Annotated in this window: 16 protein-coding genes; 6 read left to right on the forward strand and 10 right to left on the reverse strand. The window is 61.1% G+C overall.

Going from position 1 to position 22997, the window contains the following annotated elements:
* The first annotated feature begins 14 nt into the window (after positions 1–14).
* Together rseP and BMZ66_RS20035 are read left to right on the forward strand one after the other, a co-directional pair.
* Complete coding sequence (gene rseP / locus BMZ66_RS20030; protein ID WP_092677654.1) at positions 15–1361, forward strand: RIP metalloprotease RseP; 1347 nt, start codon at positions 15–17, stop codon at positions 1359–1361.
* Between the two features lie 132 nt (positions 1362–1493).
* Positions 1494–1964, forward strand: coding sequence for a DUF6702 family protein (locus BMZ66_RS20035; RefSeq protein ID WP_092677657.1), 471 nt, complete (start codon positions 1494–1496; stop codon positions 1962–1964).
* Positions 1965–2006: 42 nt separating this feature from the next.
* Here BMZ66_RS20035 and BMZ66_RS20040 read toward each other — a convergent pair whose 3' ends face one another.
* Both BMZ66_RS20040 and BMZ66_RS20045 read right to left on the reverse strand, forming a co-directional pair.
* Positions 2007–2672, reverse strand: a complete 666-nt coding sequence (locus BMZ66_RS20040; protein ID WP_092677659.1) for a DUF2461 domain-containing protein — start codon at positions 2670–2672, stop codon at positions 2007–2009.
* A gap of 217 nt (positions 2673–2889) precedes the next feature.
* Complete coding sequence (locus BMZ66_RS20045) at positions 2890–5364, reverse strand: bifunctional YncE family protein/alkaline phosphatase family protein (RefSeq protein ID WP_092677662.1); 2475 nt, start codon at positions 5362–5364, stop codon at positions 2890–2892.
* 220 nt (positions 5365–5584) lie between these two features.
* Here BMZ66_RS20045 and BMZ66_RS20050 point away from each other — a divergent pair, with 220 nt between their 5' ends.
* The gene (locus BMZ66_RS20050) at positions 5585–6340 is read left to right on the forward strand and encodes a L,D-transpeptidase family protein (protein ID WP_214607033.1); all 756 of its coding nucleotides are present in this window, start codon (positions 5585–5587) and stop codon (positions 6338–6340) included.
* 443 nt (positions 6341–6783) lie between these two features.
* Entirely contained in the window at positions 6784–7881 is a 1098-nt protein-coding gene (locus BMZ66_RS20055) for a WD40 repeat domain-containing protein (protein ID WP_092677664.1), read from the forward strand.
* 296 nt (positions 7882–8177) lie between these two features.
* Here BMZ66_RS20055 and BMZ66_RS20060 read toward each other — a convergent pair whose 3' ends face one another.
* Positions 8178–9590 (reverse strand): DUF5723 family protein, encoded by a 1413-nt coding sequence (locus tag BMZ66_RS20060; protein WP_092677666.1) that lies wholly within the window; start codon positions 9588–9590, stop codon positions 8178–8180.
* A gap of 149 nt (positions 9591–9739) precedes the next feature.
* Between BMZ66_RS20060 and meaB the strand changes: the two genes are divergently transcribed.
* Positions 9740–10747, forward strand: coding sequence for a methylmalonyl Co-A mutase-associated GTPase MeaB (gene meaB, locus BMZ66_RS20065; protein ID WP_092677668.1), 1008 nt, complete (start codon positions 9740–9742; stop codon positions 10745–10747).
* Here the strand turns inward: meaB and BMZ66_RS20070 are convergent.
* Positions 10731–11198 carry a hypothetical protein gene (locus tag BMZ66_RS20070; RefSeq protein ID WP_092677670.1) on the reverse strand — a complete coding sequence of 156 codons (468 nt, stop codon included), beginning with the start codon at positions 11196–11198 and terminating at the stop codon, positions 10731–10733. The two genes, meaB and BMZ66_RS20070, sit on opposite strands and share 17 nt — an antisense overlap.
* Positions 11199–11595: 397 nt before the next feature.
* Here BMZ66_RS20070 and BMZ66_RS20075 point away from each other — a divergent pair, with 397 nt between their 5' ends.
* The gene (locus BMZ66_RS20075) at positions 11596–13206 is read left to right on the forward strand and encodes a S8 family peptidase (RefSeq protein WP_092677672.1); all 1611 of its coding nucleotides are present in this window, start codon (positions 11596–11598) and stop codon (positions 13204–13206) included.
* A 282-nt stretch (positions 13207–13488) separates the two neighbouring features.
* Here BMZ66_RS20075 and BMZ66_RS20080 read toward each other — a convergent pair whose 3' ends face one another.
* The 6 genes from BMZ66_RS20080 to BMZ66_RS20105 form a co-directional block, all read right to left on the reverse strand.
* On the reverse strand, positions 13489–14397 hold the full coding sequence (locus BMZ66_RS20080; protein ID WP_092677675.1) for an LEA type 2 family protein: 909 nt from the start codon (positions 14395–14397) through the stop codon (positions 13489–13491).
* Between the two features lie 251 nt (positions 14398–14648).
* On the reverse strand, positions 14649–17210 hold the full coding sequence (locus BMZ66_RS20085; protein ID WP_214607034.1) for a DUF5916 domain-containing protein: 2562 nt from the start codon (positions 17208–17210) through the stop codon (positions 14649–14651).
* 299 nt (positions 17211–17509) lie between these two features.
* Entirely contained in the window at positions 17510–20476 is a 2967-nt protein-coding gene (locus BMZ66_RS20090; RefSeq protein WP_143080304.1) for a M56 family metallopeptidase, read from the reverse strand.
* On the reverse strand, positions 20463–20888 hold the full coding sequence (locus BMZ66_RS20095) for a BlaI/MecI/CopY family transcriptional regulator (protein ID WP_092677682.1): 426 nt from the start codon (positions 20886–20888) through the stop codon (positions 20463–20465). The genes BMZ66_RS20090 and BMZ66_RS20095 overlap by 14 nt, the downstream gene beginning before the upstream one ends.
* 183 nt (positions 20889–21071) lie before the next feature.
* The gene (gene folB / locus BMZ66_RS20100; protein WP_092677684.1) at positions 21072–21452 is read right to left on the reverse strand and encodes a dihydroneopterin aldolase; all 381 of its coding nucleotides are present in this window, start codon (positions 21450–21452) and stop codon (positions 21072–21074) included.
* Positions 21453–21816: 364 nt separating this feature from the next.
* A complete protein-coding gene (locus tag BMZ66_RS20105; RefSeq protein ID WP_092677686.1) occupies positions 21817–22968 on the reverse strand; it encodes a DivIVA domain-containing protein in 1152 nt (383 codons plus the stop codon).
* Positions 22969–22997 lie beyond the last annotated feature (29 nt).

Genomic DNA, 22997 nt, shown 5'->3' on the forward strand with positions numbered 1-22997 from the left:
TTAATACCCCTCCCTTGGAAATTCTAACCATGATTGGCCAGCTGCTGCTGGCACTGTCGCTGCTTGTTGGCTTGCACGAATTCGGCCATTTTGCCTTCGCGAAGCTCTTTAAAATTCGGGTCGATAAGTTTTACATCTTCTTCGACTTCCTGTTTCCCATGCCCAACGTGATGAATTTTGCGCTGGTGAAAAAGAAGGTGGGCGAGACGGAATACGGCATCGGCTGGTTCCCGCTGGGCGGCTACGTGCAGATTCACGGCATGATAGACGAGACGCAGGACGCCTCCGCTCTCGCCGGTCCACCCAAAGACGACGAGTTTCGCGGCAAGCCCGCCTGGCAGCGCCTGCTGGTAATGCTTGGCGGCATCATCATGAACGTCATAACCGGCATCGTGATTTTCGCAGCCATGACGTTTCACTACGGCGACGTGTTTCTGCCCGCTTCGGAGGCGCGCTACGGCATTCTACCCAACGGCTTAGGCCGGGAAATTGGCTTCCGGACCGGCGATAAAATCGTAAAAATCAACGGCCGCCCCTTCACCGAGTTCGACGACGTGTACAAGCCCGACGTCATTCTCGGCAACAACTCCTTCTACACCGTGGACCGGGGCGGGCAGTTGGTCGATATCAACATCCCCACCAACTTTCTCGACAAGTTTGCCAAGCAAAGCGCCGACAGCCTGCTGGTGCGCCCCCGCGAAACCTTTGCCGTGGAGCGCGTGGTGCCCGGCGGGGCCGCTGCCAAAGCGGGCCTGCTGGCCGGCGACAAAATCACGACCGTGGGCGGCCAGCCCGTGCAGTTCTTCGACGAGTTGCAAGCCGCACTGCTCGCTAACAAGGGCAAGAAGACTGAGGTGCTAGTAGAGCGCAACGGCGAAACCCTACCGCTGGCCATTGAGGTAAGCGAGTCGGGCCGCATTGGTTTCGAGCGCAAATCGACGCTGAAGCTGGGCACGCGCAGCTATAGCTTGGCCGAGTCCATCCCACAGGGCGTAGACAAGGCGTTTGGGGTGATTGGCCTGCAGGCCCGTGCCTTCGGCAAAATCTTCCGCCGCGAAATTTCTGCTTCGGAGAGCCTGGGCGGACCCGTGGAAATTGCCCAGCAGTTTGGCGGTACCTGGGAGTGGCAGCACTTCTGGGGCCTGGCCGCGGGCCTGAGCATGGTGCTCGCTTTCATGAACCTGCTCCCCATTCCGGCCCTCGATGGCGGCCACGTGGTGTTCCTGCTCTACGAAATGATTCTGCGCCGCAAGCCTTCGGACAAGTTCCTGGAAGGCGCCCAGCGCGTGGGCACCATGCTGATTCTGGCGCTGATGGCCTACGTCATCATCCTCAAGCCCTTGCTGAAAATCATTTCTTAAGTGCTGCAATTGTAAATTGGTGAGTTAGTGAATTGATTTTGGCCCTCAAGGGTCTTACAATTCACTAGCCCACCTTTTCATTTATCCCCTCCCCTAGCCATGCGCTTGCTTTCCGTTCTTGCGGTTTTGCTTTTGCTGCTTCCTTTAGCGGGGGCCGCCCCGGCCCTCCACGCCTACCACTCCTCGCTGACGGAGCTGCGCTACAACGCCGCCAAAAAGCAACTGGAGCTATCGGTGAAGGTGTTTACGGACGACTTTGAGAAGGCGCTTTCCGAAGGCCAGCCCACGCCGGTGAGCCTGAGCGCCGCGGGGCCGCGCCCGCTGGCGCTGGCCTCGGCATACTTGCAGCGCACCCTCAAGTTCAGCACCGCAGCCGGGGCGCCGCTGCCGTTGCAGCTGCTGGGCATGCAGGCCGAGAACGATGGCTACTGGCTGTATTGCAAAGTGCCGCTGCCAGGGCCTGTGCCCAGCGTGCAGCTGCGCCAGGGTCTGCTACTCGATGTATTCAGCGACCAGATGAACATCGTGAACATCGAAGCCGGCGACAAAAAGCAGAGCGTCCTTTTCCGCGTCGGCCACGAGCAGGAGTTGCTGACCTGGTAGCAGGGCCTGCGTCTCAACGAGCCCTGGTAAACCACGCCTGGGCTACGAAATAGCCCCGCGCAAAAACTGGCAAAACGGCACCATTGCCCGAAACACCTCCAGCACGTGCGCCCGAAAGTCTTCGTGGTTGAGCACGTCGGCATCCGGCATCTGGTGGGCGGCTACGAAGCTTTTATGCTTCAGCAGCTCGATATCCGGGTGTTCGATGGGGTAGCTGGCGGGCGATTTTTTGAGCTTGTCGCCGCCCATGCTCCCGAAGTAGCGCTGGAAATCGGGCGCGGCGAGTAGGGCTTTCAGCTCATCGGCGTTGTAATCGATTTCCTGGCGGATGGCGGCTAGCTGGGCTTTATCGGGCTGGTAAAGGCCGCCAGCTACCATGGTATTGCCATTGGGGCCGAGCTGCAGGTAGTAGCCGGGAGAGTCGACTTCCTTGCCGGCGCCGGCAGTGAAATACACCGAGAAGTGGGTTTTGTAGGGGTCCTTGTTTTTGCTGAAACGCACGTCGCGATAGATGCGGAAGATGCTGGTGCGGCCTTCGGGCCCGGCCAGTACGGGGTCGATTTTGGCCAGCTCCCGGGCCCAGAATTCTGCATCTTCCACAAACTGGGCGCGCAGCTGGTCATAGGTGGCTTTGCGCTCCTGAAACCAAGGCCGGTCGTTGTGTTTAGCCAGGGCGCTGAGGAAGGTGAAGAGGGGTTTGAGCTGCATGAATTTGGTGAAGTGAGACGTTCAAACTCCCCTCCTTGGATAAGGAGGGGACGCCGCCGCGAAGGGGCGGCTGGGGTGTTTGGATTCGTTGAACGATACCTGAACGATACCCGCTTGAGTCGTTCGGGTGTCGTTCAACGAATCCAACCACCCCCGTTCGAGCCCTTGGCTCGAACATCCCCTCCTTATCCAAGGAGGGGAGTTTTTTGTTCAATACCTAGTCGTCATCTTCCTCCTCTCCTTCGTGTTTTGTTTTGGCTTCGCGCACGGCGGCGCTGCGCCTTGGCGCAGACATTTGGCTGTGTTCGCCCCGAATGGCCTGCCAGATGTTCTCATTGAAGGCAAGGTCGGGCGCGGCGTCTTCGCGGCTGAAATCGAACTTCTCGGCGCGCCGGGCGGGGGCGTTGTAGGCGGTGTTGCGCACGTCGAGGGGCGTGGTGGCCGGGCGTAGCACGTAGGGCGCGAAGTTGGGCTTGGAGGTGAAGCAGGCCCAGAGCGGCACGGCAGCGGCGTCGTACTGGCTCATGGGTGGCAGGCCGAGAATGAGCTCCAGCGTGCGCAACATGCCGGAGGTGGTGTAAGCGGTGTGCACCACGGTGTGGCGCCGGATGTAGGGCCCCACCAAGTAGGCCGTGGAGCGGTGGGCGTCGACGTGGTCGGGGCCGTTCTGGGCGTCGTCTTCGATTATCATTACCACCGACTCTTTCCAGATGGGGCTTTTCGAGAGGTGTTCCAGCATCCGACCCAGGGCCAGGTCATTGTCGGCGGCGTAGGAAAGCGGGTGCAGGGCGCCTTTGATTGCGCCTAGCGTGTGGTCGTTGGGTAGACGAACAATGCTGAGGTCGGGCACTTTATTGATGGCTACCAGGCTATCGAAATCATGCTCCCACACTTTCTCCCGGTCTACGTCGAGGATGTTCATATCGAAGCCCGCGTACTTTTTGCAGTAGACGTTCTGTAGCGACGGTACGCCGGCCTTGCCCTTATACACAAACTCGCCGTAGGAGCGGAAGGTGCGGCCGGCGCGTCGGCAATAGTCCCACAGAAAGCCGTCTTTGGGCTCGGCTACCTCGCCGCGGCGGCCTTCGAAGTCGTAGTCGCCGCCGCGGCCGCTGTAGTTGCTGGGCCAGCTTTTCTCCACAAAATCCGTGGCGTAAGCGGCCGTGCTCCAGTTGTGGCCGTCGGCACTGACTTCGGCATCGACGTAGAAATTATCGAGCAGCACAAACTCCCGCGTCAGGGCGTGGTGGTTGGGCGTCACCTTCTCCGGAAACAGGCACAGGCTGATGTCGCCATTGCCGGCCGGCACATCGCCGAGCACCTGGTCGTAAGTACGGTTTTCCTTGATGATGTAGAACACATGCTTGATGGGCGACTTATCGCCCACGCGCTGCGGTACGGGGTTGCCGGGCGGTACGTCGGGTAAGGCTTGGCGGTCTTTCGTGAAGGGCGTATTGGCATACACCTGGGCCGAGAACGTGGCCAGCGCCGCTGCATCGGGCAGCGGGAGGCGCGCCAGGGAGCTGCTCATCAGCCCCCCGATGTAGCCCGAACCCGTCTCGCCCACATCGCGGATGGGGTTGGGGCCGGTGGGGTTGGGTTTGGACGTCTGGCCTTTGCCGTTGACCACCATCAGCTGCGAGCCGGCCACGCGCACCGCGGTGGGGTACCAGCCGGTGGGCACGAAGCCCAGGGGCCGGCTGGCGCGGGGCTCGCGCACGTCGAACACGGCCAGGCAGTTGTTGTCGGCGTTGGCGATGAAGAGCTGGGCATCGTCGGCGGTCAGGGCCACGCTGTTGGGCGTGCTGCCGATGGGCGAGGCGGGAAACAGGGCCGTGTTCAGCGTTTCCGTAACCCGGCCCTGGCGGGTGTCGATGATGGAAACCGAGTTGCTGTTGGCGTTGGCCACGAACAAGCGGCGGCCGTCGCGGGTCAGGGCCATGTCGTTGGGGTGGCTTTCTACTTCGATGCTGGGCAGGAGCTTTTGGCTGGCGATGTCGTAAGGCACCACCGCGTGGCCGCCCCACAGGCTGATGTAGAGGCGGGTGCCATCGGGGCTGAGCAACACGGCGTAGGCTTCGGCTGGCAGCTTGAGCGTGCGCAGTATCCGGCGCGTTTTCAGGTCGAAGGTGTAGAGCGAATTGTCTTCCCGCGTCACGGCGTAGAGCAGGTTGCGGCGGCCGTCTACCACGAGGCCGGCCACGCCGATTTTTTGCTTGGGCCATCTGTCGCCGAGCACCAGGGCGCTGTCGGGGCGCAGCTTCTGGCCCTCCACCCGGAAGCTGTGGATACGGTTGTGCTGGCCACCCGAGGCGTAGAGGCTGCGGCCGTCGGGGGCAAAGGCCAGGCCCATCCAGGCGGCGGGCACCTCGCGGGTGTCGAGCAGCTTGCCGGTGGCTACCTCCAGGAGTTGAACTGAGTTTTCGCCCCAGCCGGCATTCACCACTGCGGCCAAGCGGCCATCGGGGCTGATTTGCAGGTTGAGGGGCAGGTCGCCGAGGGGCGTGAGCGCGCCGGCGGGGCTCAGCTTCCAGCCGTTGGGCAGCAGCGTTTGGTTGGTGCCGGCAATGGGACCCGGCAGCACGCCAGGCGCCTCGGGCTCTGCTTTTTTGCTGGGGTTGCCTGAGCAGCCCAGCAGCATCAGCAAGGGCAGAAAGGGCGCAAAAAATCGCAATTGAGAAGAAAAAAGCATAAGCCAACAACTCCGCGGAGAAGCAACCGCGCCAGCCGTCACGAAGGTAGCCAGCCGGCACGACCGAGAAGCGTCAGCACACCGCCTTTTCGCTGCTGGCGCCGACACCACAACGTTTTTCCTTAAGTGTAAAATAGAAACACTTGAATGTCGTTGTAAGTGCATTCACCCCTTTTTCTGGTTGGTTGCTATGCTGCGTTTGCGTCGTTTTTTGTGCTGCGTGCTCTTGCTATTCCCTTTATCTCAACTGCTGGCGCAGTCTTGTACGCCGCCCGTTGAAACCACCGTGCTAGGGCAAGCCGGGCCTACCGAGGGGCCGTTTTGGCAGCAGCAGCTCCAGTTTGTGCGGGTGCGAATGGCGCAGGCCGGCACCGGCCCCGTAGTGGCCGACCGCCTCCGCGCCCACAAGCTCGACCCGCGGCGGCTCGAAATTTTTCTGCGCGTCATTAAAACCAACCGGGAGTTGGAGGTCTGGGCGCGCAACCAGGGCGCCGGACCGTTTGCACTGCTACAGACCTATCCGCTGGCGGCCACGTCGGGCAAGCTGGGCCCCAAGCGTCGCGCCGGCGACCGCCAAGTGCCCGAAGGCTTTTATGAAATTGACCGCTTTAACCCCCAAAGCAGCTACCACCTTTCGCTGGGCCTCAACTACCCCAATGCCGCCGACCGCGCCCTGGGCGAGCCCGACCCCGGCGGCGACATTTTCATCCACGGCGGCGAAGTCACCATTGGCTGCCTGCCCATCACCGATATTGGGATTGAGGAAGTGTACCTGCTGGCCGTGGCGGCGCGGGCGGCGGGCCAGGGCATCATTCCGGTGCACATCTTTCCCTTTCCGCTCAATGAAAAGGAATTAGCCAAGCGTGCCGCTAGTCCGCACCAAGCCTTCTGGCGGGGGCTGATGACGGGCTACACCTACTTCGAACAGCACCACGAAGCCGCGGAACTGGCCCGCCTGTCGGTGGCCGGAAAGTGAGCAGCCAGTAGCGCCAGCCGGTCTTCGCTCCGCTGGCTCGCTTACTTGCCAGGGTGTTACGCTCACGTCAGTAATGCTAGCGCTGACATCAGCTACCGAAGCGGCTGAGCCGATTGCTGCTGAAGCTGCTTCCCCTTTTCTTCCGTTTAGTGGTATTGTTCTGCCCCCCCGGAAACTCGGTGGGTTGGCCTTTTGTGTCTATTCTTATGCCGCAGGCGCTGCTGGAGGCGCGCGCTTACCTCCAGCCAATGCAGGCTGGCACAGCTCGCAGAAGCCGCGCTGAAGCATCTTTGCCGCGCTGCTTCTGCTGCTCGCGTCGATAAGAGCAACTCCAGCCAACGCTTCGATAAGTTCAGCATGACGTTATTATTGACCCCTGCTCCTTTAAACACCAGCCGGCACGATTTTTTCGTTTACCCCGCCAACAACCTGCTTTTTCCGTTATGAAACGCCTTCTTTTCGTTGTCCTTCCTCTCCTGCTTTCCTTCTCAGCCCGCGCCCAGCGCCCCACCGACATCTGGTATTTCGGCCAGCAGGCCGGCCTCACCTTCGCCGATGGCAACACCCCCAAGCCCCTCAACGACGGCAAGATGACCACCTACGAGGGCTGTGCCGTGGCCACCAGTTACCGGGGCGAACTGCTTTTTTACACCAATGGCGAAACCGTGTGGAACCGCAAGCACCAAATCATGCCCAACGGCCGCAAGCTCATGGGCAGCGGCAGCAGCACGCAGTCGGCCCTTATCGTGCCCGACCCGGGCTCGGGCAACATCTTCTACATCTTCACGGTAGCGCCGCAGGGCACCCCCGAAGGCCTGCGCTACTCCATCGTCGACATGACCCGCGACAACGGCTTCGGCGACCTGCCGCGCCTGAACCTGCTGCTCATTCAGCCGGTGGCCGAAAAGCTGGCCGCCGTGCGCCACACCAACGGCCGCGATACCTGGGTGGTGGCCCACCGCTGGAACTCCAACGCCTTCGTATCATACCTCGTCACGGCCGAGGGCGTAGCCGGCAAGCCCATTATGAGCAACGTGGGCAGCATGAACGCCGGCCCCGGCCGCAACGCCATTGGGGCCCTCAAGTTCTCGCCCGACGGCCGCCGCCTGGCCGCCGCGCTGTGGCGCGAGAGCAACAAGTTTGAGCTGTACGATTTCGACCGCAGTACCGGCAAGGTGAGCAACCCCAGCAGTTTCGGCCCCTTTGCGGAGGCTTATGGCGTCGAGTTCTCACCCGATGGCACCAAGCTCTACGGCACCTGCAATGGCGTGGGCGGCGGCCAAACTGAAATCTGGCAGTTTGACCTCCGAACTAAGGATAAGCTGCTGGTCGGCAAGTCGGCCAACCGCAAAATCGGCGCCCTGCAGAGCGGACCCGACGGCCGCATCTACGTTGCCCGCGAAGACAACCCCAACCTGGGCGTAATTCAAAACCCCAATGCCCTGGGCAAGGACTGCCAGTACGTAGACGAAGGCCTGAAGCTTGGTGGCCGCCGCAGCAAACTGGGCCTACCCACTTTCGTGGTCGTGCCCCAAAACTGATTTTCAAATCTGCTCAGCGACATAAAAAACGTCATGCTGAACGGAGCCAAATCGAAGGTCGCTTTAAGCAAGCATCTCGCTCGCTTTGTTGCTCGCTTCGTTACTATACGCGTCTGTCATGCTGAGCCTGCGAAGCACCTTATCACGCCTCAACGATTCGTTCCGCGGCGATAAGATGCTTCCTTCGTCAGCATGGCAGACGATTGGGTTTACGACCACACGCGAGAGGCTTGCCTACGGCGACCTACAGTTAGGCTTCGCTCAGCTTGACAGATGCAGTAGGGAAGCCAATTAGCCTACTTCTCCCCGCCAAACTTGAAGCGCAGTACTCCAAGCGCCATGGAGTAGTAGGGCGACTTTTCGCTGGAAAACCCGAACACGTCGCGCGTGCTAATGCCAGCCTCCCAAATCGGTGTGACCAGCGTGACGCCCAGCGGCAGGTTGGTGCCGAAGCCAGCACCACCGCTGACGCCGCTGCTCAGACGCAGCCAGCGCGTGGGCTTAAAATCAACACCCAGGCCCAGGAAAGGCGATGTCAGGTTGCCGGCTACTTTGTTAAGCGGGGCGGTAAAATCGACCCCGGCTTCGAGCAGGCTGCTGATGCGTACGCCGGCGCCCAGGCGTAGCTTGGCCGGCAAGGCGGCAGTGCGCTCCTGCTGGCCATCGTAGGTAAAGAGGTTGTTCTGGTCGGTATCGAACTGCTTCACCACTTCTTTGAGCACGTCGTAAGTTTCGAGGCCTGAGGCGGATGTGGGCTTAAGCTGTTGGTCGGCGGCGGTTACCACGTTGCCGTTCCAGGTCATAGAGCCCAGGTCGGTGAACGACGCGCCGACGCGCACAAATTTGCCTATTTCGGCAGCCAGCCCCAGGTCGTAGCCGTGGCCGCGACCCACTGGCTTCAGCCCCGAGCCCATTTCGCGGCGGAAGTTTGGGTTGTTCGCCAGGGCGCTATAATCAACTCCCAGAAGCGGAGTCAAGGCCGAGTAGGCCGTTAAGTTTCCGTCTTCGGCCCGGATATCGGCAACGCCAAAGCCCTGGATATAGCGGTAGCCCGCCCCAGCGGAAAGCTTGAAGCCTACTTTGTCGAGCACAAGCATACCGTACGACACGTTGTATTCGCTGGTCCAGGCGAACTGAATGGCGGTGCCGTCCAGAAAATTTGACAACAGCGGGGCCGGTTGTGAACCGGTGCCCGTGGTGGGATAATAGGGCTGAATGCTGGCGGCATCCTTGCCGTTGATGATGACATCGGCCGCGTTGCGGTTTAGGGCCAGGTGCGCGCTCATGCGCTGGCGGTTGCTGAAGGCCAGGCCACCCAGGCCGTTGGGCAGGCTCACGGCCACCCCCAGCGTGGTAGCGTCGACGTTCAGATTAAAGGCATTGTCGCCCGAAAAACCATCGACCAAAGCGCTACGGTCGGCGGGGCTGATGGCATCGGTGCGCTCAAAAATGATGCGCTCGAAGAAGGTTTGGCTCAAGGAGCGAGAAGCCACGCCCAGGCCCACCTCGCCAATGGTGAACGACACCGCCGATTCGCCGGTGCGGCCCAAGTTGGCGGGGTTCACGCCGATGGCCTGGTAGCCCTGGGCAAACGTGTTAATGACCCCGCCCCGGCCGGTCGCCGAAAAGTTGCTGAGCTCGTTTTGGGCGCGCACGGCGGCGGGCAGCGCCAGCAGGGCGACCAGGGGTAGAAGACGAAGGGATTTCATAGAGTTCGGGGCTAAAGTCGGCAGCAGCGGGGCGGGCTAGGCCATCCTATCCATTAGCTTGCCGTTTGATTCCGTAAAATAAGCCGCCATCGAGCAATTCTGCTCCTGACCTGACCTCCCAACCGCGGGCCTAGCCCGTGCTGTTACCCATGCCTGCTCCCAAACGACTTTCTGCCCCAGAGTACGCGGCCGGCATCTTGGCCGGCAACCGCACCATCCTGGGCCGGGCCATTACCCTGGTCGAAAGCACCCTGCCCGCCGACCAGGCCCTAGCCCAGGAAGTGCTGCAGGCCGTGCTGCCCCACACCGGCCGCAGCCTGCGCGTGGGCATCACGGGCGTGCCGGGCGTGGGCAAAAGCACGTTTATTGAGGCCTTAGGCCGGTATTTGGTTGAAACCCTGGGCAAACAACTGGCCGTGCTGGCCGTGGACCCCAGCAGCCAGCGCGGCGGCGGCAGCATTCTGGGCGATAAAACCCGGATGCCCTGGCTGTCGGCGCACTCGGCGGCCTTTATCCGCCCCTCCCCCGCCGGCACCAGCCTGGGCGGCGTGGCCCGCGCCACCCGCGAGGCCCTGCTGCTGTGCGAGGCCGCGGGCCACGACGTCATCTTCGTCGAAACCGTGGGCGTGGGCCAGTCCGAAACCACCGTGCACGGCATGGTCGATTTCTTTTTGCTGCTCATGCTGGCCGGCGCCGGCGACGAGCTTCAGGGCCTCAAGCGCGGCATCATGGAAATGGCCGATGCCCTGTGCATCACCAAGGCCGACCAAGGTAACGAGCAAGCCGCCCGCCGCGCCCGCGTCGACTACCAAAGCGCGCTGCACCTGTTTCCGCCGTCGCCGTCGGGGCAAGCGCAGCCCGTGCTGCTGACCTCGGCGGTGAGCGGCACCGGCGTGGCTGAGGTGTGGGAGGTCATTGAAAACTACGCCGCTGCTACTCGGCAAAATGGCTATTTCCAGAAGCGGCGGCAGCAGCAGCAGTTGCAGTGGCTGCACCAAAGCATTGTGCAAGAACTAGAGGCGCGATTTTACGCGGCAGCGGCGGTGCGCCAGCGGCTCCCCGATACGCAACAAGCCGTGGCTGCCGGAAGGTTGACGCCCTTCGCAGCAGCCACGGAATTGCTGGCGCTTTCCGCCGACCTTACAAAGACGCCGTAGCTAGTCCGCTCTCCACGCGGCGGCTCATCGTTTCGCTTACGGCGATGGTGGTGCCGCCGGGCTTTTGGCTGTCTACCTGCACGTTGTAGCGGTATCGGTTGGGGCCCACGCTCAGCACCACGGCATAACGACCACTGGAGAGCGTGTTGAATTTCAGCAGCGTGCCATAGGCTGGCTCCCGGTGGATTTCGTAAAGAATCGTATTGCCTTTGGTCAGGTTCACCACCCGCAGCACGGCCGGCTTACCGGTGGAGTTGTTGATGCGGATGCGCAGGCTTTCGGCATCAGGCTGGGTCACGTGCACTGGCTGGGTTTGCTGCGCTTGGGCAGGGCTGCCGATACCAGCTCCGACCACGGCAATCAGGCCAAGCAGCGCTGGGCGCACCACAGAGCGGGCAGTGAGTTTTACTTCGGCAACGGGCTGCGAGAGGAGGTTGAATGAGAGTTGCATGACTAACAGAAAAAAGATGGAAGGTGGAAGTGAAATTCCCTGGCGAGGCCGGCGCAAGACAAATGCTCATGTCCGGTTTTGAGCATCTGCCGCCCAGGGGTATTAGGGTGATTTCCAACGCCGTGCCAATTGTTTAAATTACTGTAAATCAATAATTTGTTGACAAAATCAACTTATTGACTTTACCAGATTCTGTTCATCATCGGGCAGGTGTTCGATAATGAACACCCGGCACCCAACTTCAGAACCACTGCTGAAAGCTGGCCGCATTTGCCCGCATTAAAAATTTCTTGAGGCCGAGCATCGGTTAGTTACTCTCGCCACTTTCGAATAGCTTCGTCGTTGGTTTCCATCACCGGCAATCCATTCCTGCTGGTTCTTCATCCTCTCCGTTTATATGTCTGTTTCTACACGCCTGGCCGTGCTTGGGCTGCTAACTTTCACCTCGTTCACGGGCCGGGCCCAAACCGCGGAACAACTGCGCCGCTGGCAGCACCTCGACCTGAAGGCCGACGGCGTGCCCGGCATCAGCGCCGACCGGGCCTACCGGGAACTGCTGGCCACTCGCAAGCCCACGCCGGTGCTGGTAGCGGTGCTCGACTCGGGCATCGACTCAGCCCACGTGGATTTGAAGCCCATATTGTGGAAAAAAACCGCCGAAATAGCCGGCAACGGAATTGACGACGACAAAAACGGCTACGTAGACGACGTGCGCGGCTGGAATTTTCTGGGCGGCAAAGACGGCCAGAATATCGGGGTAGAAACCCTGGAGCAAACCCGCATTTATGCCCAGTACCAGGCGCAGTTCGAAGGTAAGAAACGCCGGTCGCTGTCAGCCGCCGACCAGGTTAAGTTCGATGTCTACCAGCAAGCCAAGGCTTCTTACCAGCAAGACCTAGCCCAGGAAAAGAAGCAACTCACGATGCTAACCGGCGCGCTCGAAAGCAACACGGCCGCGTTCGAACGGGTTAAAAAGGCCCTGAATGTGGCCCTGCTCGATACCGCCACCCTGCGGCAAGCCGCCCGCTCCCGCCCCGATGTGCCCAGCGCGGCCTCCCTGAATGGCTTTCTGCGCAGCAACCAATTCGCCAGCACCGACGCGGCTCTGCTAAGCCTCAACGAGGCCTTGGCCCATTCCCGCGACCGCCTCGAAAAAAGCCTCAATCCCGACTACAACCCCCGCACCCTGGTGGGCGACGACCTCGCCAACCTCACCGAAACGGGCTACGGCAACCCCGACTCGCAGGGCCCCAACGCCACCCACGGCACGCACTGCGCCGGCATCATTGCCGGGGTGCGCGGCAACGGGCTCGGCGCCGATGGCGTAGCCGCCTCGGTGCGCATCATGAGCGTGCGCTCGACACCCAGCGGCGACGAGCGCGACAAAGACGTGGCCAACGCCATTCGCTACGCGGTGGACAACGGCGCCCAAATCATCAGCATGAGCTTTGGTAAAGACTTTTCGCCCGACAAAGCCGCCGTGGACGCGGCCATGCAGTACGCCGACCAAAAAGGCGTGCTGCTGGTGCACGCCGCCGGCAACAGCGGCCGCGACACCGATGCCGGCCGGAACTTCCCCTCGGCGCGCTACCTCAGCGGGCAGGACATCCCAAACCAGATTACCGTGGGCGCCAGCAGCCGCCTCAACACCGAGAAGCTGGTGGCCGAGTTCTCCAACTACGGCAAACAAACCGTGGACGTGTTTGCCCCGGGCGTCGACATCTATTCCTCTACACCAGCCAACACCTATGCCACGTTCAGTGGCACCAGCATGGCGGCCCCAGTGGTGGCGGGCGTAGCGGCCGTGCTCAAGGCGTATTTCCCGCAGCTCACCCCGCAGCAGCTCAAGCAGATTATCATGCAGTCGGCGGTGCCATACCACACCAAAGTCATCAAGCCGGGCACCAAAAAATCGGTTGATTTTGCTACGCTGTCCCGCAGCGGCGGCATCGTGAACCTCTACGAAGCCGTGAAGCTGGCCGAGCAGCAAACCACGGCTGCTAAATAGCGAAGCCCGTGCTGGGTGGCAATAGCAGAACGTTAATAATGAGCGCAGCCGGGAAACCTCACCCCCGGCCCCTCTCCAAAAGAGAGGGGAGCCTAATGATTGTAGCGCGGACTTTGTAGTCCGCGTCCCCGCGCCATTCGGGCAATGTTTCCAGACGCGGACTACAAAGTCCGCGCTACACTCCGCAAAACCTGTGCCCCCTCTCTTTTGGAGAGGGGGTCAGGGGGTGAGGTTTGCCGCCTGCGCTTTACAAGACCGTTTCACAGAAAGCAACCTACCCCGCTAGTCCTTCACCGCCTTCGCCAACTCCTTCAGCTCCTTCACGGTGCCGCTACTATTGAAATGCATGGTGGCATCCTTCGCGTCTTCCTCCCCTACCGCCACGGTGGCCGTTCCGCTCAGTTTGTAATCGGTTTTCTTGGCTTTGAACAAGGATTTGAACAGCACCTTGGGCATGGATTTGGGCTCGAACTTGACTTGAATCGGCATTAGTTCGGTGCCCTTTTTCTTGAAGGTGACGTCCTTGGTTTCCTGGCCTTTCACGTCGAGGTCGTCTTCAATCTGAAAGCGGTAGTTCACGCTTTTCACGGTGAAGGGGATGGACTCATAGTTCGTAACGCGCAGGTTCACGATGGCTTTTCCTTCCTGTAGGCCCAGCTTGGTGATGTCCACATCGGCCACTTCAATCTTGGGCAGCTTGGGGATGTAGACGCGTTTGCTCACGTCCACGGGTATTTTGGTGGAGCCCACGCCGGGCAGGTCGGCGTAGAGCACGGTGCGCATCTGCACGGTCACGCAGTCTTGCTGGGCGGTTTCGGCCGTTTTCTTGAGGTTGGGAACGTTCAGGTTGATGGGCAGTTCGAGGCGATTGGTGGCGTTTTTCTCAATCTCCAGCGGCCGGTCTTTGCGGCCCTTGGCCAGGCGCTTGCCGTCTACCAGAGTTTCGTAGCTCAGGCTGTCTATTTTGAGGCCCACGGGCGCGTTGTTGCGCATCTGCACCACCATCGTGCCCCGAATTTTCTCCTGGGTGATGTTGCTGATGTTGAGGGTTGGGGCTTCCAGGGTGGGTGCCAGGTCGCGGCCACGGTCGGTGGCGAAGTAGGCAATGCCGCCGCCCACCACTAACAAGCCGAGCAACACAAAAAAGCCAGTCAGCAGCGGGTGCCGCCGCGGATATGATTCAGAAGCCATAAACAAGGGGGTAGATAAGGATAAACTGCGCCTCGACCAGTCAGCCAGCAACTGATTTTCAGCATTATACTTCCTTACCTACGCGAGTACCCGGCGGGCTTGTTATGGCTGAGCTTACGAAAAGCCAAAACCATAGCCAAACGTATTTTGCCTAACGCACAAATTTTCAAACACTTCCTTTGCCTAGCGCTAAGATTTAAAAAAAGCTGTAAAAAATTGGTTCGGGGCAGGCGCCCCCACCTCCCGACCGGCTAGGCGCGGCGCGGCCGCAAGGCCAGGTAGTCCAGGAAGTACAGCACCTTCACCGACACCGAGTTATTGTGCGGGGTGTTGATGGTGTTGCTCAGATTATCGAAGTAAAGCGGCGTGGCGGCGTTGGCTTCGAGCAGGGTTGCCCCGGCGTTTTTCCACACGATGCTCACCTGGGAGCCCGGCGCAAACCACCACGAATACACGGCATCGATGTTGAAGGCGTTGAAGGTGTTGTCGCGGTTGCGCTGGTAGGCCACGGGGGTTTCCAGGCCGTCGGGGCGCAGGCGCGTGAAGTCCAGGTAGTGCACGTTGCTCACGTAGTGCCGCATCCGCACGTTGAACGACATGCGGTTGGTGAACGTGTAGGTGGCCGTGGCTGTGTTGGTTATGGTGGTGACGGTGCGGCGGCCCAGCAGCACGTCGCGGCCAAAGGCCGTTAGCATGGCGGCATCCTCGGGCTGGGCGCGGCTGAGGCCGCCGGCGTAGCCAATCTGGTTGCGGCGCAGCTCGTATTGCAGGTTGTAGATGAAGCTGAGCTGGTTGCTGGCCCGGTAGCGCGGGCTCAGGCTCAGGGCAAAGTTGTTGCGGCCGGTGCGGTCGCCATCGGCGGCGTAGAAGCGGAGGCCGTAGCTCACGTCGTAGGCAAACTTCTTGCGGTAGTCCGACGACAGGTAGCCGTTGACGCCCACGTTGGCCGGGAGGCGCACGTAGTATTCGCCGATGGGCGTGCGGCGCGGGTCGAAGTAGTCGCGGTTCAGCGGCGAGGCATCGGCATTGATGCCCGCCGAGAGGAAGTTTTTGGTGAAGGTGGTATTGGCGCCCGCATACAGAGTGGTGCCCTGGTAGCGCAGCAGGGGCTGCTGCAGCATCGTGTACAGCAGGTTGACGTGGGTTGTGAGGCGATTTACCTTCCAGAAAGGCGTGTAGATGTTGTAGTTCGCGTTGAGCGACTGCGAAATCTTGTTGTTGCTGAACAGCAGGCCGAGGTCGTTGGGATTGTAGGTGTGCGACTCGATGCCGTGGTCAACGTTCCAGGTGAACTTGCCGCTGATTTTGCCGAAATTCAGGAAGTATTTGTAGCCGTTCTGGTCGGATATATCCTGGTCCGAGTTGAAGGCTTTGCCGCGGCGGTTGGAATAAATCAGGCGGCCGTCGAGGGCGTAGCGGTTGGCTTGGTTGGCGAAGCGGAACAGGCCGCCGGTTACGTTGGCGTCGTAGGTGTTGCCGGCCCGTGTCACGTTGGTGTTGATGAGGCTGACGAAGGAGTTGTTTTTCAGGCTTTGGTCGAACACCACAATGCTGTAGTTGCTGAACGGCTGCGTGAGCACCTCGCGGCGAGCCCCGGTGGTGCTGTCCTGCAATGTGGCGTACACGTTATTGCTCAACGCATTGAAAATACCTACTCCCAGGCCTTTGCTGGTGCGGCCCGATACTTTGGTAGCGTTCAGCAAAGGCGTGGTGCCGGGGTTCTGCAGCACAAATTCGCCGCCACGGCGGCTGCCGTCCACCTCGTGGGAGCCCGGGCGCACCTGCCCGCCCACCTGCCCAAAGCCGATGGGCGTGGCGCCCACCCTTCGCGAGTAGAAGAGGTTGCCCTTGTTGAATAGCTCGGTGCCTTCGGTGAAGAACTGGCGGTTTTCGTTGAACTGCACTTCGAAAGGCGAGAGGTTGAGCACCTGATTGTCGCTCTGCACCTGGCCAAAGTCGGGCACGAGGGTAGCGTCGAGCGTGAAGCTTTCGTTGATGCCCCATTTCACGTCGGCCCCGCCGTTGAAGCTGGTGGCAGTGTTTCGCTTGCCCTGCTCGTTGAAGGGGTAATGGTCGACGTAGGTCGACACGTAGGGCGTGAGCGAGAGGCGCAGCGGCGGCTTGAGGTCGCGCAGGCCCGTGAGCTCGCCCCACTGGTTCACGAAGCCCGACACCTGGGGCTTCACTTCGTTCCAGAAAAACTTCTGGCGGGTACTGCGCCGCTGGCGGCCAAAGTTCAGGCCCCACACTTGTTCGGGGGCGTTGCTGAAGCGAATAGCCGAGAACGGAATGCGCATTTCGGCCACCCAGTCATTGCCCTGCAGCGTGGTGCGGGAGTCCCACACGGCGTTCCAGTTGCCGTCTTCGCCGGTGGCGGGCGAGTTGCGCATGTCAATCTGCACGCCGCCGGGCGTGAGCAGGAATTCGTAGCCGTTCAGGTGGTCGTTGTAGGTGTCGATGAAAACCCCGAACCAGTCGGAATTACCGATTTGGTCACGGGCGCTGAGCTCGCGCAGAATGGAATCCTGCGACACGTCGTGCATGATGGCGCCCACGTAAATGGCCGCGTCGTCGTACAGAATGCGTACTTCGGTGGGGTGCTTTTCCTGCCGGCCGGGGGTGGGCTCCAGCTCGTAAAACTGCGACGCGACGGGCGCCGATTGCCACACCTCATCATCGAGCAAACCATCGAGCTTGGGCGGGGTGCTGATGCGCACGGCCTGCAGCTGGCGCTTGGGAGCCGGTTGGGCAGCGTTGGGGGCCGCAGGGCTGGCCGCCAAATGCGGCTGGCCCTGGGCAGCTACACACGTCAAAAAACACAACCACCCAATCAGTAAAAAACAACGCATATAACTACACCAATACAGCTCGCCTGAGGTAGGCCCATAGATGCCGCAAAGGTCCGAAAGTTGCTTCCCGTACCCTAACTTCCTGCAGTAATAAAATCTGACTAACAACCAGAAAGGCCGGTACTCGAAGCGAGCACCGGCCTTTGCTTTTGCTTAGAACCCAACCACAAAGCCCAGAGTGGTTGTGGTGAGCCTGCCGAAGCACGACACCTTGCTACACCAGAGCAGACTTTTCGGTCGGGCCATTATCCCTGCCGACCTTACTAATCGTCCAGGGAAATGGACATGTTATGCACCTGGCCGGGCCGGTCGTGGCCGACAAGCTTGCGGTACTTAGCCGCCATCTCGTCCGGCTGCCGCTTTCCGTTCACCGTAAATCCTGCGTCGTTGAGCTGAAACTGAAAGCTTTTATCAGTAGCGCCAATCAGGCCATCTTTCCGCAGCTCGTCGCGCAGCGTTCTGGTATCCACGCGAGGGGCCTTGGGGGGCCGGGGCGGCGCCGGAGCGTCCATGGCGCGCGGCGGGGTAGGTACCTGCGGAGACCTTGGCGCGCGAGGTGGGCTCGGCGGAGTGGGCGGGGCAGGCGGCGCGAAGCTGCTGCCGCTGCCGTCAGAGAACAGGTTGGTATTAGAAGTGCTGTTGCGGGTCATCATCCACGAACCGGTGGCGCTCATTTTGCGCCCCGTAGTGCTTTCATACAGCTTCATGTACTTCTGAAAAACGGCTTCGGGCTGGGTTTTTCCATTTACTACCAGGCTAGTGGCACTCAGCTTGATTTGGTAGTTGCTCCGGTCACTTACCAATCCGTCCTTCACCAGCTCCGCCATGATGGCTTCCGTCTGCTGGCGGTTACGCTCAGCACGTTCCCGGTCCCGCTCGGCGCGCTCCCGGTCGCGTTCGGCACGCTCCTGGTCACGCGTAGCGCGGTCGCGGTCACGGTTGGCTTGCGCACGGTCGAGGTCGGCCTGCCGCTGCTCCCGGTCCTGCTGGGTGCGATTTTGCTCCAGTTCCCGCAATTCCTGCTGCGACTCCCGGATGCGCTCGCGCAATTCTTCGCGGCGCTTTTCGCGAGTTACATCTTGCTTGGGGCCGTCCTGCAGCAGCCCCGCCTCGTCGCTGATGATGGTGCCCGGCGCCAGCACCTGCAGGTCGCTGCCGAAGCGCAGTACCCTCGGGGCGCTGGTATTGCTTTCCAGGGCTTTCAGCTGCGCCTGCACTTTGGCAAGTCCTTTCTGAATGTCTTTGCGCTCCTTGGCAGTCAGATTTTTGGCAGCGCTGGCATTGCGCAAGGCGCTTTCGGCCGTCTGCAGCGACTCGCGCTGGCTGCGCAACGATTCGAGTTGAACACGCAAAGGCTCACCGTTGATGAGGGGCGCGCTGGGAGCCAAACGGTAGGTGCGCGTGCGACCGTCGGGCGCGTGGCGAAGGCTGGGCACAACATCCCGATACACGGTATAACCGCGGTTCGGCGTCAGGGTGCGGTACTCTGCGCCGCCTGCCCCAGCACGTCCAAAGGAGGTTACGCCGCCTTCGCTCCGGTACACGAAGCCCCGCGCTTCAGGCGAGCTCTGCGGCACCACCCGAACAACTTCGAGCTGCTGGCCATCGGCCTGCGTGCCGCCTTTCTCCTTGATTTTGAGCTTGCGTTTGCCCGACTTCGAAGCCGGCTCCGTTTCCACGCGCTGGCCGTTTACCACCAGGTCGGTCAGGCGGCCTTTTTTATCTTTCGTGATAACCACCGTGCCGGGGTCGTTCCGGAAGGTAGTTGGCGCGGCCACTGCGCGCCCCGTGATGATGACCGAACGGCTGCTGCTCCGGCTGGCTTTGCGCCGGCTCGCCCGGCCCCGAAGCGTAGTATCACCGCTCACTACAAACGGATGCAATTCCTCTTGGCTCTGGGCCAAGCCCCAGCCGGAGGCCGGAGCGGCCACGTCCCAGGCCGGAAGCATAGCGGGCAGGGAATCCAAATCATTAGAGGGTGAGACTGCCGGCTTGCTGGGCGGGGTGGCAGGCTGCGTTAAAGGACCAGCCAGAGCCACGCTGCTGCCCAATAGCCCTAAGCCTCCCAACACCAAAGCACCGGCCATAATGCCTTCAGCCAAGGTAGGGGCAGCTGGGCGGCGCTGCACCAAGCGGCGCACCCGGGCTAGCAGGGCGCCGTGCTTGCCCATGGCAGCCAGGGCCAGGCGGGGAGCGGTGGGCACTACCGCGCTTTGGCTCCATTCGGCCAGGGCTGTGAGGGCACGGGCCAGCCGCAGCGAGTTGCCACCACAGAGGGCAGTAGCGGTGTCGTCACAGCAGTTTTCGCGCTCGGCGCGCACGCAGTTGGCTACAAACCACACGGCCGGGTGATAGAAGAACAGCACTTCGGCCACGGTTTGCAGCAGGTTCACGAGGTAGTCGCGGCGCAGCACGTGGGCCAGCTCATGGGCCAGAATGGCTTCTAGGCTAGCGGGCGAAAGGCCTGCCACCACGCCCAGCGGCAGCAACACCACCGGCCGCAAATGGCCCACCACCAGCGGCACCTGCACCAGCGCCGACTCCAGCAGGGCCACCGGCCGGCGCACGCCGCTGCGAGCTGCCAGGGCAGCAAAGCGGGCTTGCCACTCGGCACTCAGGGGCCGAACCCGGTAGCGCCGCAGGCGCTGCACATACAGCAGGCCGCCCAGCATGCGCAGGCTCATGGCCAGCAGGCCCAGCAGCCACGCTACTACCAGCAGCGGCAGGTGCTGGTCGAAATAGCGCAGACCAGCGGTCAGCCAGCTCATGGCCGCAGCCTCTGAAGTTTCGCGGGCGCCTGACTGGTCAGGAGCCGTTTGCACCGGCGCAATACCAGGTGCTCCCGACGCTTCCTGGGCAGAGCGAGCACTGCCAGCAGGCGACGTGCCCAGCGTGGCCAGGTATACCGTGTGGCCAGCAGTAGCCGGCTGCGCTTTATCTGTTTTCAGCGGCAAAGCCAGCGTGGGTTTCAAGCTGCTGGGCTTCAGCAAAGCATCTGTACTAGTACCGGCAGAAAAATAAAGCCCAAACGTGATGCCGGCCAGCGCCACCACCACGCCCAACGCCCCGGCCGACGCCACGTAGCGCACCTCGGCCCGTTGCCGACGCAGCAACAGCAGCGCCCCGGCCAGCACGGCCGCTACCAGCGCCCCCTGCCACAGCGAGTGCACCAAGGTCCAGCCCAAAGCCCGCATGAGCGCGGGTGAAACGAAATTCTCAAGCGCGTTCATCGTCGTCGGGGTTAGAGGTGGAGTTTTGGATTTCAATATCGTTGAGCAAGCGGCGAATTTGCGCCAGCTCGTCGGCCGAAGTCTGACGGCTGCCCAGCGCTTGCATCACCAGCTTCAGGGCCGAACCGCCGAAGGTGGCATCCACGAACTTGTCGAGGAGCAGGCCCTGGGTTTCCTGCTCACGCACTGCCGCCCGGTACACGTGGCTGCGGTCGGCATCGTCGCGCCGCACCAGGCCCTTTTCCAGCATCAGCTGCAGAATTTTGAGGGTGGTAGTGTAGCCCACTTCGGCCTGCCGGCGCTGGCTGAGGTGGTCGTTGATGGCCCGCACGGTGGCGGGCCCGTGCTGCCAGAGCACGTTTAGGATTTCCAATTCGGCATCCGTAGGTTTGGGGGGCGGTGCTTTGCTCATGCTGGGGAAACGTGAGAGTACTACGAATTATTTCGTAGGATGAGGCAAAGATGTTACGAAAGCCTTCGTAGTTGCAAGAGCTAACTACGAAATAATTCGTACAAGCAGCTTAACAGAAATCAATTATCTGTCTATCAGGCAAATAATTTCATTGACAATAATAGGCTTTCTGGCAGCGCTACCCTAGCTCTGAGCCTTCGCCCCTTGCTTCCGCTTCTGCACCAGCGTCACGCGGGCCCGTTGGCAGATGCCGCCCAGTGGCGGATTGAACTTGCTCACGCTCACACGCACCTTCCGCACACCGGGCAATTCCGCCATGATGCGGTCGAGCACGCGGTGGGCCACGTGCTCCAGGAGCCGGGCGGGGGCCCGCATTTCTTCGGCCACCATGCGGTAGAGCACTTCGTAGTTTACCGTCTGATGTAGCTTATCCGATTCTCCGGCCGCCAGCAGGTTGGTGGTGATGTAGAGGTCCACGCCGTACTTATTCCCGATTTTCTGTTCCTCGTCGTAGTAGCCGTGGAAAGCAAAAAACTCTAGTCCTTCGAGTGCGATTTGGCCCATGCGGCGAGGAGTGAAATGGTAAGCGGAAAACAGAACGGGAAGCGCAACGCTTCCTTGACACAAGTGGCAACAGCTAAAGCTGCTCCGTTGGCAAAGGTCGGTGCATAAAAAAGAAAGCCTACCGTTGTGGCAGGCTTTCTTCTGTCATTAAGTATTTAGAATCTCTAGAAGCAGTCGTACCGAAACTACCAAATGCTCTTATACCACTTGATTGGAACGCCGCTGGCGAAGCGGTAGAGATACTTGGCTACGCCGCGACCTCCGGTTCAGCAAGCTCAGCATGACGCTCTAGTGCTTTAAGCTTTCCTAAACAGCTTCGTTTACAAAATCCGTGAAACCCGAAAAATCCGGATGAATCCGTGGTCTAGATTTCGTCGAAGAACGACTTTTCTGCCACTGCTACGGCGGCTTCTGCAGCGACTGGGGCTTCTTTCACGGCCACCTTCTCAGTGCTTGCTGCATTCTCCATGCCGGGGTGCATGGGCGCGGGCGGATTGATTTCGGGTCGGCCAGGGCCATTGGGGTAGATTTCTGGGCCAGTGGGGTCCACGCGCGGAGCGCCGGGATGCGGCACCTCCGAAGGGTCGGTGGGGTCGACGCGGGGAGCGCCGGGGTTTGGCACGCGGGAAGGCTCGGCTGGGTCGACGTGGGGCGCCGGCGAAATGCCAGGGTCTTCGGTCGGGGCATTGGGCCGCTCGATGTCCGGCGTGGGCTCCTGATAAGGGTCGGGCTGCTGGCCGGGCTTGGGGTTGTAAGCCAAGGTCTGGCTGATTTCGCCCTTGGGCTCGGGTTGGGCGCTGCGGGCTGCGGGCTGCGATACCGGGCGCTCAAAAGTAGCGGGCGCGGCAGCGGCCACTGCGGCGGCCGAAGAAATAGCGGAAGAAGAAGTAACCTGCATAGCGGGGGTGGGCTCGGGTAGGGGTTCAACGACCGGTTCTTTCGGACGTTCTACCTGTACGCGCGCGGCGCGGGAAAGGATGGCCGCGGTGCTGCCCTTGGGCCGGTTGCGGGCCTTCTCCACCTTGTCCAGGGCATCGGAGGCGAGGTGGTGCAGGTCGCGGGCGAGGCTGTCGAGCTGTTGCTCCAGGCGCTGGCACTCCTGGCCGAGGCCAGTTACCTCGCGCTGCATTTCCGACACCGTTTTTTCGGCCTGCTGGTAGGCTTCCTCCACCACCATGCGGGCGCGCTGGCGGGCCTCGCTCAGCAGCTGCTCGGCTTGAAACTGAGCTTCGCGGATGCGCAAATCGGCATCGCGCGAGGCTTGCTCGGTGATGTTGTTGCTGGTGTCTTCGGCCGTTTTCAGGGTGCGGTAAAGACTGCTCTCTACCTCGCGCATCTTTTGTACGTCCTGCTGGGCGTGCTCCAGCTTCAGGCGCAGCTCGCGGTTTTCATCGCCCAACCGCTCCCACTGCTGCGAGATGGTGTTCAGGAATGCTTCCACCTCGTCCTTATCAACCCCGCGGCGGAAGGATTTTTCAAACGTTTTCTGGCGGATATCGAGGGCGGTAATTTTCATGACTTATAGTTGTTGGCTAATAGCCGTTG

This window comes from Hymenobacter arizonensis, from assembly GCF_900115775.1.
In the GTDB taxonomy this organism is placed as follows: Bacteria; Bacteroidota; Bacteroidia; order Cytophagales; family Hymenobacteraceae; genus Hymenobacter; species Hymenobacter arizonensis.